This is a genomic window from Lactobacillus equicursoris DSM 19284 = JCM 14600 = CIP 110162, from assembly GCF_001434815.1.
Classification (GTDB): domain Bacteria; phylum Bacillota; class Bacilli; order Lactobacillales; family Lactobacillaceae; genus Lactobacillus; species Lactobacillus equicursoris.
Genome location: NZ_AZDU01000052.1, coordinates 1 through 10,586 on the forward strand (window position 1 = coordinate 1; position 10,586 = coordinate 10,586).

8 protein-coding genes and 1 CRISPR repeat array are annotated in these 10,586 nt (G+C 43.5%); all 8 genes read left to right on the forward strand.

Going from position 1 to position 10,586, the window contains the following annotated elements; all coding sequences use genetic code 11:
* Window positions 1-382: 382 nt before the first annotated feature.
* From FC20_RS08215 to cas2e, 8 genes are read left to right on the forward strand one after another with little or no spacing between them, the layout of a single operon-like run.
* A complete protein-coding gene (locus tag FC20_RS08215) occupies window positions 383-3,232 on the forward strand; it encodes a CRISPR-associated helicase/endonuclease Cas3 (protein ID WP_008462586.1) in 2,850 nt (949 codons plus the stop codon).
* Entirely contained in the window at window positions 3,232-4,935 is a 1,704-nt protein-coding gene (locus FC20_RS08220) for a type I-E CRISPR-associated protein Cse1/CasA (protein ID WP_008462587.1), read from the forward strand. Before FC20_RS08215 ends, FC20_RS08220 begins: the two co-directional genes overlap by 1 nt.
* Window positions 4,936-4,955: 20 nt before the next feature.
* Window positions 4,956-5,558 (forward strand): type I-E CRISPR-associated protein Cse2/CasB, encoded by a 603-nt coding sequence (casB, locus tag FC20_RS08225; RefSeq protein ID WP_008462589.1) that lies wholly within the window; start codon window positions 4,956-4,958, stop codon window positions 5,556-5,558.
* A gap of 15 nt (window positions 5,559-5,573) precedes the next feature.
* Window positions 5,574-6,650, forward strand: coding sequence for a type I-E CRISPR-associated protein Cas7/Cse4/CasC (gene cas7e, locus FC20_RS08230; protein WP_056945369.1), 1,077 nt, complete (start codon window positions 5,574-5,576; stop codon window positions 6,648-6,650).
* Window positions 6,631-7,329, forward strand: a complete 699-nt coding sequence (cas5e, locus tag FC20_RS08235) for a type I-E CRISPR-associated protein Cas5/CasD (RefSeq protein WP_008462591.1) — start codon at window positions 6,631-6,633, stop codon at window positions 7,327-7,329. The genes cas7e and cas5e overlap by 20 nt, the downstream gene beginning before the upstream one ends.
* A gap of 14 nt (window positions 7,330-7,343) precedes the next feature.
* Complete coding sequence (gene cas6e, locus FC20_RS08240) at window positions 7,344-7,964, forward strand: type I-E CRISPR-associated protein Cas6/Cse3/CasE (RefSeq protein ID WP_008462592.1); 621 nt, start codon at window positions 7,344-7,346, stop codon at window positions 7,962-7,964.
* Between the two features lie 3 nt (window positions 7,965-7,967).
* Window positions 7,968-8,921 (forward strand): type I-E CRISPR-associated endonuclease Cas1e, encoded by a 954-nt coding sequence (gene cas1e / locus FC20_RS08245; protein WP_008462594.1) that lies wholly within the window; start codon window positions 7,968-7,970, stop codon window positions 8,919-8,921.
* Entirely contained in the window at window positions 8,918-9,799 is an 882-nt protein-coding gene (gene cas2e / locus FC20_RS08250) for a type I-E CRISPR-associated endoribonuclease Cas2e (RefSeq protein WP_008462596.1), read from the forward strand. Before cas1e ends, cas2e begins: the two co-directional genes overlap by 4 nt.
* A 29-nt stretch (window positions 9,800-9,828) precedes the next feature.
* A CRISPR array of direct repeats spans window positions 9,829-10,528; the repeat unit is 29 nt; unit sequence GTATTCCCCTCGTATGAGGGGGTGATCCT.
* The last annotated feature ends 58 nt before the right edge of the window (window positions 10,529-10,586 follow it).

Sequence of the window (10,586 nt, forward strand, 5' to 3'; positions counted from 1 at the left end):
TTCGAGTCCGCTGCATTACCACTCTGCCAACTCTCCGTCACTCCTATTATTATAACGTAAATAAGGAGGGAGTGGAAGTGTGGAATCGTAATTTAGTTTTTTGTGTGAAAAAGTAGACATATTGTGTATACACAAAAACATGCATGCTATACTAAAGTTGGTTCCTCATTGAAATGAGGGTGACCCTGAGTGGGTTATGAGATGTACTCAGGAATTTTCTAGTTCCTCACACTAGTGAGGGAAGGCTTTGCAAGAATGCAAAGCCTTTTTTATTTGTTATCTAAAAGAAAAGGGTTGCATTATCGATGGTGGGTGATATACTGTAAGTGTCAATTGAATGATTTTACAAAATGAGTGTGTTATAAAGACCTAGGAGATAAAAATGGAATTGTCAGACGATGCCCTTGCACTTTGGGGCAAAAAATCAAATCGAGATGGAGATCCTCGCTGGCTTCCCCTTGTTGCTCACTTAGTAGACACGAAAAATGTAGAATACTGGCTTTATACACATTGGTTGAGTGATGGAGATCGAAATTTTTTAACTCAAAGAATTGCTTCGGAGATGGTTAAAGCTGGCTTATCTCCTGTAAAAGCCCAAGAACAGGCTGAACGCGAGATGGGTAAACTGATCAAATTTTTGTGTTACATCCACGACATAGGCAAGGCGACTCCGGCATTTCAAGTAAAGAGATCATATAACCACGATGACCAGCTTGATGAGATTTTAGTTGATCGACTGATGCACCATTCCTTCAAAGGCCTTGCCGATGCAACTTTATCTAGCCCTGCTAAGTCCCCTCATGCTCGGGCTGGGGAAGCAATTTTACAGGATGCTGGTCTAAATGAAACTGTTGCGGCCATTATTGGTGGTCACCACGGTAAGCCACAATCGAAGTCTCCAATTGATCAGCTAGTTGACTATACTTCAAATTATTATCAATCTGACAATGATGAGCAAGCTAAAGCACCTTGGAAAAAGGCTCAAGGAGAACTAATTCGATACGGTCGAGAATTGGCAGGCTATAAAGATATCAAAGATGTTCCACCAGTCACTCAGGCTGAGGCTGTAATCCTTGAAGGCTTGTTGATCATGTCTGACTGGCTGGCATCTAGCGAATATCTAAATGACAATGTCGACTACCCAATGTTTACCCTAATTGGTTTAGATGAAGGCTTTGACAGCCTGGATATGGATAAGCGCTGGCAAAGTGCAATTAAGACTTGGAAACTAAATGATCAATGGGAACCGGATGAAGTTAACGATGCCAAGCGCTACTATCAGGACCACTTTGGCTTTGCGCCGCGGCAAATTCAGGAAGTAATGGCTGACAAACTTCTTGAGGCAAATGACCCAGGATTGATGATCGTTGAAGCACCGATGGGAATCGGCAAGACAGAAATTGCCCTGGCGGCAGCGGAACAACTTGCTTCCGCAACGGGAAGAAGCGGCGTATATGTTGGTTTGCCAACGCAAGCAACATCCAATGCCATGTTCAGGCGTGTTGAAGATTGGGCCAGAAAGATGGCTCAAGGGAATGAACTAAACTTCTCAATGGAATTGCTACATGGGAAAGCCTATCTTAATTCTGACTTTACTGATTTGCCAAGAGCAGAAGATGTGGACCTAGATGATGAAGATTCATCGGGCATCCAAGAAGGTGCTATCTCAGTAAACTCTTGGTTTTCTGGCAAAAAATCGATCTTAGCTGACTTTGAAGTCGGAACAATTGATAATTTGCTCTTGATGGGGCTAAAGCAGAAGCACTTGTTCTTGCGTCACCTGGGCTTTAGCAATAAGGTGATCATCCTGGACGAAGTCCATGCTTACGATGCCTATATGAATAGTTACCTATACAAAGCACTTGAATGGCTAGGAGCTTATCATGTACCGGTAATCATTCTTTCAGCAACTCTGCCAAAAGAGAAGAGAAACGAGATTATTGGCACCTACTTTAAGGGGAAATATCATTCATCTTTTGAGCAGAACTTAATTGCTGCTGATGGCTGGGAAGACAACTATGCTTATCCGCTATTAAGCATCCTGGATGGTCAAGAACTTAAACAAATTTCCAACTTTGGTCAGAAACTGCCAAGTCATGAGCTGCAGATTGAATATTTAGACGAAGATCCAAATGTCGTTATGGCGAAGGTTGAGGCTAAAATTGCAAACGGCGGCGTTGCCGGCATCATTGTAAATACGGTTAAAAGAGCTCAAGAATTTGCTAAATTAGTTCCTAAAGGTGTCGGTTGTCTAGTACTTCATTCAGCATTTCTAGCAACGGATCGGATGAATAAAGAGGAGAAGCTACAGGATTTAATTGGCAAGAATGGTCAGCGACCAAAGAAATACATTGTTATCGGCACTCAGGTGCTTGAACAATCATTGGATATCGACTTTGATGTGTTGTTCACTGATATTGCTCCAATGGACTTGCTTTTACAAAGGGCAGGTCGCCTGCACCGGCATGAAATCGATAGACCAGAAGGCCTGGAAGAAAGTGTGTTGTACGTTCTTAAACCTGAAGGCGATGGTTATGGTGATGCTAACGAAGCCATCTATGAGAAGTATTACTTGCAAAAGACAGAAGCTTTTTTGCCAAGAGTCGTGAAGCTACCCGATGATATTTCGATTTTGGTGCAAAAAGTTTACGATCCACCAACAGATGACCAAGTTGAAAATCTTCAGGATGCCAAGGAAGACTCCGATAAACATTTTGCCAAAGAAAATAGTAAGGCGGAAAGCTTCCAGGTGAGTGATCCAAAGTATCCCAAAAAAGAAACTGATTTGCAAAACAAACGTAAGCTTAGAAAGTTAACATTGCATGGCTGGCTTGACTGGGATGCAGGAAATCTTGATGAAAATCAGGCGATTGCCGCAGTTCGGGACATTCGTGAAAGCGTAGAGGTGATTTTATTAAAGGAGGTTGATAGTAAATATTATTTGTTGGATGAGGGAAAAGAAACCGTAGCTGTGGATGAGATAGGAGACAGGGATTTAGCTCAGGAAATTATTCGCTTGCCAGGGGTGCTTACACTTGATGTTGATAAGGCAATTAAGACTCTTGAAACGATTACGATCAAGAGATTTCCTGAATGGCAAAATAGTCCTTGGCTTAAGGGTTCTATAGCACTAGTTCTTGATGAAAATAATGAGACGACTTTTGCCGGCTACCGGTTGAAGTATTTGCCCGCGATTGGGCTGACACATGAAAAAGAGGAAGGTGAAAAATAGTGGATAGCTTTAATTTAGTTACCGAGCCTTGGATTAAAGTCTTGGAAAGCAAGACAAATTCGGAACGGCTTGTATCTATTGAAGAGTTGCTGAAAAATGCCAAAGATTACCGGCAGATTGCTGGTGAAATGCATGGTCAAGATTTAGCAGTATTAAGATTACTAGAAGCGATTTTGACAACTATCTATTCAAGAGTTAATGAAGATGGTCAGGCATACGAATGGCTAAAGTTAGATGAACGAATGCAGGTTGTTGGATCAAACATTGATGAAGCTGAATTTGACAGTGAAGAACTGCTTAATACCTGGGAAGCTTTATCATCAAAAGGTGGATTCACAGATGCAGTTTTTAACTATCTTGATAGAAATGCTGATTTGTTTGACTTTTTTGGATCACATCCGTTTTATCAGGTGACCAAGGAACAATATGATGCTCATGTAGTGGCTGCGAAACGTGTGGATAAGGGAAAAGGTACAGTTGATTTGATGCAGATGAACCGTCTTATTTCCCAAAGTGGTAATTCTGTAGCGCTTTTCGCACCAAAGAGTGCACCACAGAAAAACAAGATGAGCATTGATGAACTTGTCAGATGGGTTATTTCTTACCAAAACTTCACCGGCGTGACAGATAAAACTAAGGTTGTTGCTAAAGAAAAAATGTCCAATGGACGTGGCTGGCTTTATACCTTAAATCCAATTTACATCAAAGGAAAGAATCTTTTTGAAACTTTACTGTTGAACATGATTCTGCTCAATGATGACGAGGATAAATATACAATTCAAAAGCCGGTTTGGGAAGAAGATTTGGACAGTTACGTAAAGAAGCGTTTAAAGCAAATCAAGCCTGATAATTACGCGGAAGTGTATACAGTTTGGTCTCGATTGCTCCACATTGAATGGAAAGATGATGTACCAACTGTCTTTAGCGCTGGCTTACCTGCATTTAATAGTACTAATGCTTTCGACATTGAGCCAATGTCAACTTGGCGCAAGGATAAGGATGGCAACTGGATTCCAGCAACACGGCAGCTTAGCAGCTTGGGCTGGGCTATGTGGCGTAACTTCGGTCAGTACGTTCCACTGGAGAAGAATGAGGGTAAACAACCACTAATTATCGAATGGATTAATATTCTGAAAGAGGGTGGTTACATTCAAAGCACTGCCAGAATTAATCTTCATACCACTGGTATTATCAGTAATGGTGGGGCAACCTCGTTGATGCCGGCAGCTGAATTTGATGATAACCTGCAAATTGAGGCAGATGTTCTCTTTGACGAGAATCCAGATCTAGCAAAGAAGTGGCCAGCCAGAATTGAAGAAATGGTTGAACTAAATCAGACTGTTGGTCGCAAGTACTATGGCTTTTTGATGGAAATTGGCACCATTCGCTTTGGCAGTCGTGGTGCAGGGGATTTTGCTGGCCGTAAGAGTCAGGACTTTTATGACAACCTGAATGAACCTTTTACTAATTGGTTGTCAGGGTTATCTAACCAAGATGAACGTGAAGAAAAAGTCAGGGAATGGAAGGATGAGCTTCAAAAACTTTCCCTTCAAACTCTTGACCAATTCCTAGAACAAATGACCCCAAGAGATATCACGGGGGTTAAAAAGTCGGGTAATGATGATGCTGACAAAGATCGCGACAACATCTTTAAGGCCGCAAGCAAATTTAAAGCTGGCGTCTGGAAAGTCATTCATAAATAATAGGAAGGAGAAGTGATTACATGGCACATGATATTGAACGGGTAACCAGCCAAATTATTGAGCAATTGTACAATAATGGCGATATGGATAAGGCTGCTCTGGCTGCTTTGCGCTCAACCGCTAGCCTTGACGGCAGCCGGGCCCAAAAGGTTTGGCCAATCTTTTTAGCCAATATGAAAGAAGAGTGGCTAAGTAAAAACGGCAAGCAAACTCACGCAGAGAAGGCGATTTTTGCTGCAGTTAGAATGTATGCTGTCCACCAGCAAGCAAATGAAGTTTGCGTTTATGCCAAGAAGAGCAAAGATGCAAACGAAGACGGCGGGGTAGAATTCTTTGAGGCTTTGAATCGCTTGAAAAATAGTGACTCAGAAACTGCTCTAAACCGCCGGGTAGAGGCACTGCTTGGATCAACCAATGTTCAAGCAGTAATTGACCAGTTGACTCACCTGATGCAGATTGTCAAAGGGAAGAAGACTGGCATCAAGATTGATTATGCTCGCTTAGCTAGCGATCTTTACCGCTTCCAATTCGGCTACCAAGAAGCAAACCAAGTACGCCTGCTCTGGGGTGAACAATACTACCGTTTAAACAAGCAAGATCAGAAAAACGAAGACAAGAATTAATAAGGAGAAAAAATCATGAGTAAGAACCTATACCTTGACATCAACGTTTTGCAAACTGTACCATCCTCTAACATCAACCGCGATGATACTGGTGCACCAAAGACTGCTTTTTACGGCGGCGTAATGAGAGCAAGAGTTTCGTCCCAATCCTGGAAGAGAGCTACTCGGAAGGCCTTTGCTGAAGATGGTGCTGAAATCGGTACTCGGACTTTGAAGGTACCACAACTCCTTGCCGAAAAGTTGATGGAACTTGACAGCAGCCTCAGTCAAGAAGAAGCCGACAAGATGGCAGCAGCTGCCTTAGGTGCAGCTGGCATTAAGGTTAAGAAGGATAACGTAACTGGTGCCTTATTAATGGTAAGCAAGGGTCAAATCGAAGGCCTTGCTAAGTACGTCTTGGCAGGCGAAGAACTTGACAAGAAGGAAGCAAAGAAGAATCTGTTACAAGGAAATTCTTTGGACTTGGCTCTCTTTGGTCGAATGGTGGCTGACAACCCAGAACTAAACGTTGATGCCTCAGCCCAAGTAGCTCACGCCATTTCAACCCATGAAATCATTCCTGAATATGATTACTTTACTGCTTTGGATGATTTGCAAGGTAAGGAACAAAGCGGGGCTGCTTTGATTCAAACCACTCAATACGATTCAGCTACTCTTTATCGTTATGCTAACGTTAACATGGGTGAACTTGCGCACAACCTGGATGGTAAAGATGCTGTTGAAGGTGCGGTTACCTTTGTAAAAGACTTCGCCCTCTCCATGCCAACCGGTAAGCAAAACTCTTTTGCTAACAAAACTGTGCCAAGCTATTTAATGGTTACTGTTCGCGATGATACCCCAGTCAACCTGGTATCAGCTTTTGAGCAACCTGCAACTGCAAGAGATGGCAAGGGCTATCTAGAAAACTCTGTAAACAAGTTAGAAGCAGAATTTGTTGATACTCAAGCTTTTGTTGATGCCCCACTTGCAACGTTGGTAGCAGGCAAGTTTGATACCAAGATTGGCGAAAAAGAGGACAACTTGAATGACTTGCTCGACAAGTTGCGTGACGTCTTGAAGAAGGCGGTAGAAGATGAAGACCTTAACAATTAAATTAACCGCTCCTTTGCAGTCATATGGCAATGAAGCAAACTTCGAGCGCCGGACTAGCTGGCCCGTACCGTCAAAAAGTGCGGTAATCGGGATGATTGGCGCAGCCTTGGGGATGCGCCGGGATAACCCGGAGATCACCAAGCTGAACGATTTGGCTTTTGCTGTAAGAACCGATCAAAGAGGCAAGGTACTAACAGACTTTCACACTGTGGAGTGGAAGACCGATACACGTAAGTTAACCTATCGGGATTACTATCAGGATGCGGTTTATGTTGTAGCAATTGGCGGGGATGATGAGGAGATTGATCGAATTGCTGATGCCTTGAAGCACCCTAAATTTCAACTATACCTTGGCCGCCGGTCTTGCCCACCAGCTGGCATTTTGAAAACGAACGTTTTTGAAGATGCTAATCCCGTAGAAGCACTTAAGCAATTGCCTTGGCAAGCAAGTAGCTGGTATCAAAAGAAGCTTAGAAAAGAAAACTACAAGACTGAGATTGTGGCAGATGCTAACTTGATCGACAATCCAAATGTTACCTGGACTGAAAAGGATCGAGTAGAAAGCTTTAATCCGCGTTACCGTCACTTTGGCTTTAGAGTACTTGCCAAGACCAGAGTTGAATTAGAAAATCCATCATACCATGCTTCGATGGAACATGATGCATTTGGAGCTGTGTAAATAGGAGGGCTGAGATGTACTTATCAAGAGTTGAGATTGATACCAAGAATCGTCAGAAGATTAGAGACTTGTCTCATCTCGGTGCTTATCATGGCTGGATTGAGCAATCTTTTCCAGACGAAATCGCTCAAGGTGAGCGAAAGCGTCACTTGTGGCGAATTGACCAATTGCAAGGCAGAACTTATCTGCTTTTGCTTAGTCCAGACAAACCAGACTTAGAAAAACTTGAAAAGTATGGTCGTCCTGGTACTGCCATGAGCAAGGACTACGAACCGTTTTTGAATCGGCTCGCTAAAAATCAGGTCTTACGCTTTAGATTGACGGCTAATCCAGCTTTTAGAGGTGGCAAGTCAAGTAAGCACCCTGGCAAGATTATCCCTTACTTTGCTGTAGATAAGCAATTGGGATGGTTGGAAAATAAAGCGGAAAACGGTGGCTTTAAGCTATTAAGTGCTGATGTGGTTGGCCATGACCGTCCAAGTTTAAGAAAGCAGTCGCGGGTTTCTTTGAACCGGACAGTCTATGAAGGTGTCCTACAAATTACAGATCTGTCAAAATTTAGAAATGTTCTGACAGAAGGACTGGGCAGAGAGAAGGCTTTTGGGATGGGATTGATGACAGTGATCCCAATGTAGATCATGAAAGTCGAAGCAAGCTACAAAAAGCCCGACCTAACAGAGCTAGGTCGGACCGAAGATCGAATTACCTTTTTGTATTTAGAAAAGTGTCGCTTAGATCGTAAAGACGGGGCAATCGAAGTCAGGGACACTGAGGGGATAATCTATGTCCCAGCGGCCGTGATTAGCGTTTTGCTCTTAGGACCAGGCGTTGATGTGACTCATAGAGCTATTGAGCTAATGGGGGACTCAGGCATGGCGGTAGTTTGGGTTGGCGAACAAGGCGTGCGCGAGTATGCCCATGGCCGCGCCCTGAATAGATCATCGCGCCTTCTTGAAGCCCAGGCTAAGCTGGTTTCCAATACCCGGACCAGAGTAAAGGTGGCCCGGCAAATGTACCAGATGCGTTTTCCAAATGAAGATGTGTCAGATTTAAGCATGCAGGAATTGCGCGGCAAAGAAGGCTCAAGAGTTCGCGCAGTATACCGGGAACAATCAAAGAAAACTGGGGTTCCATGGGATAAACGTGAATATAATCCTGACAATTATGAAGCCGGAACGCCAATCAACAAGGCTTTGACCTCAGCCCACCAGGCACTATATGGGCTAAGCTACAGTGTGATTGCGGCGATGGGAGCTTCTCCAGGACTCGGCTTTGTGCACACGGGGCACGACTTAGCTTTTGTTTATGACTTTGCCGATTTGTATAAGGCTGAATTTTCAATTCCTGTGGCCTTCGAGATGACGGCTCTTTACGGTAATGAGGACATTGATACGCACACCCGCCATGCCATGAGGGATAAATTTCGGGAAAGCAAGCTAATTAAGCGTATGATCACTGACTTGAAAAGGTTGCTTTTACAAGACGAGGATGCAAATCAGGATGATGTCGATGTTTTGAACCTCTGGGATGACAAGCTAGGCTTGCAGAAGTTTGGCGTTCAATATCACGAAAGACAAGATGATGCAGAATGATTGTAATTACTTTGTCTAAGACTCCCTATGCACTTAGAGGTGATTTGACCAGATGGTGCCAAGAGATTCAGACAGGAGTCTATGTTGGCAATGTCAGTGCTAGAGTTAGAGATAATCTTTGGGAACGGGTTCAAAAGAACATCGGTAATGGTGAAGCAACCATTGTATATAACACCAACAATGAGCAAGGCTTCACTTTTAAAACGACTAGACCATCCAAGAAGATTGTTGATCTAGATGGACTTGAGTTTGTCAAATTTTTAAACGACCCTGATCTAGTTCAGCATGGCTTTAGTAATGCTGCAAAGTATCATGAGGCAAGAGTAGCTGAAAAGAAGTATGGTCATGCAAGGCATGTTGTTAACGCTGATGCTGTGAACTTCGCTGCTGTCGATATTGAAACTACAGGTCTGGATTCTGAAAAGGATAGAATTTTGTCAGTTGGTGCCGTACGCAATGATAGGGCAGAGTTTTATCGGGTGATTAAGCAGGATGTCCAGATTAGCAAAGATATTGTAGATTTAACCGGTTTAACCCATGATATCGTGATGAAAGATGGGGTAGACGAAGTAGAAGCGATAAAGGAACTTAAGGAATTTGTCGGGGATGCTGTGCTTGTAGGCTATAACTTCAAGTTTGATTTGAGCTTTTTAAATCAGGCTTGTCGTTTACATGGCATTGATATAATTTCCAATCGTACTCGAGACCTAATGACAGTGGTAAAAAATAAGGTGGTTGAGCTAGACAGTTATAAGCTCAAAAGTGTACTATTGTACTACGGGATCAAAAATGACCGGCCACACAACGCGGTATCTGATGCAAAGGCGGAGATGGATTTGACGAAGAAACTCATTGAAAATTATGTTTTGAAACTATGAGAATGGCGTCAAATAAGGGATCTTTTAGTGTATTCCCCTCGTATGAGGGGGTGATCCCAGTCGCCTTGATTGACAACTTTTTGATGTCTTGTATTCCCCTCGTATGAGGGGGTGATCCTAGCCGTTAGCGGTATAGGTGGTACAACCGCCAGTATTCCCCTCGTATGAGGGGGTGATCCTGATGAACGCCTTTCCGTCAATAACAAGGCTTAGTATTCCCCTCGTATGAGGGGGTGATCCTGATGAACGCCTTTCCGTCAATAACAAGGCTTAGTATTCCCCTCGTATGAGGGGGTGATCCTGATGTGTGTGTTTGGAATGCTGTGTGTGCTTGGTATTCCCCTCGTATGAGGGGGTGATCCTGCTGTGTGTGTTTGGAATGCTGTGTGTGCTTGGTATTCCCCTCGTATGAGGGGGTGATCCTGATAGTACTGGGCGGCCGTTTGATCAAACGGAGTATTCCCCTCGTATGAGGGGGTGATCCTGCTGTGTGTGTTTGGAATGCTGTGTGTGCTTGGTATTCCCCTCGTATGAGGGGGTGATCCTTATTGCATCCACAATCTGCTCATATTCGTTGCGTATTCCCCTCGTATGAGGGGGTGATCCTTAACGACTATACAGAGATTAATTTTGTGATCAGTATTCCCCTCGTATGAGGGGGTGATCCTCACCGAACGCCCTGCAAATAACCGGCTCTCAAGTATTCCCCTCGTATGAGGGGGTGATCCTTTTTTGGCATTCGTTTTCATTTTGTAGTTAGTGTATTCCCCTCGTATGAGGGGGTGAT

Coding starts and splice junctions, on each gene's coding strand:
- FC20_RS08215 (WP_008462586.1), top strand. CDS start 383: ATGGAATTGTCAGACGATGCCCTTGCACTTTGGGGCAAAAAATCAAAT.
- casB (WP_008462589.1), top strand. CDS start 4,956: ATGGCACATGATATTGAACGGGTAACCAGCCAAATTATTGAGCAATTG.
- cas7e (WP_056945369.1), top strand. CDS start 5,574: ATGAGTAAGAACCTATACCTTGACATCAACGTTTTGCAAACTGTACCA.
- cas5e (WP_008462591.1), top strand. CDS start 6,631: ATGAAGACCTTAACAATTAAATTAACCGCTCCTTTGCAGTCATATGGC.
- cas6e (WP_008462592.1), top strand. CDS start 7,344: ATGTACTTATCAAGAGTTGAGATTGATACCAAGAATCGTCAGAAGATT.
- cas1e (WP_008462594.1), top strand. CDS start 7,968: ATGAAAGTCGAAGCAAGCTACAAAAAGCCCGACCTAACAGAGCTAGGT.
- cas2e (WP_008462596.1), top strand. CDS start 8,918: ATGATTGTAATTACTTTGTCTAAGACTCCCTATGCACTTAGAGGTGAT.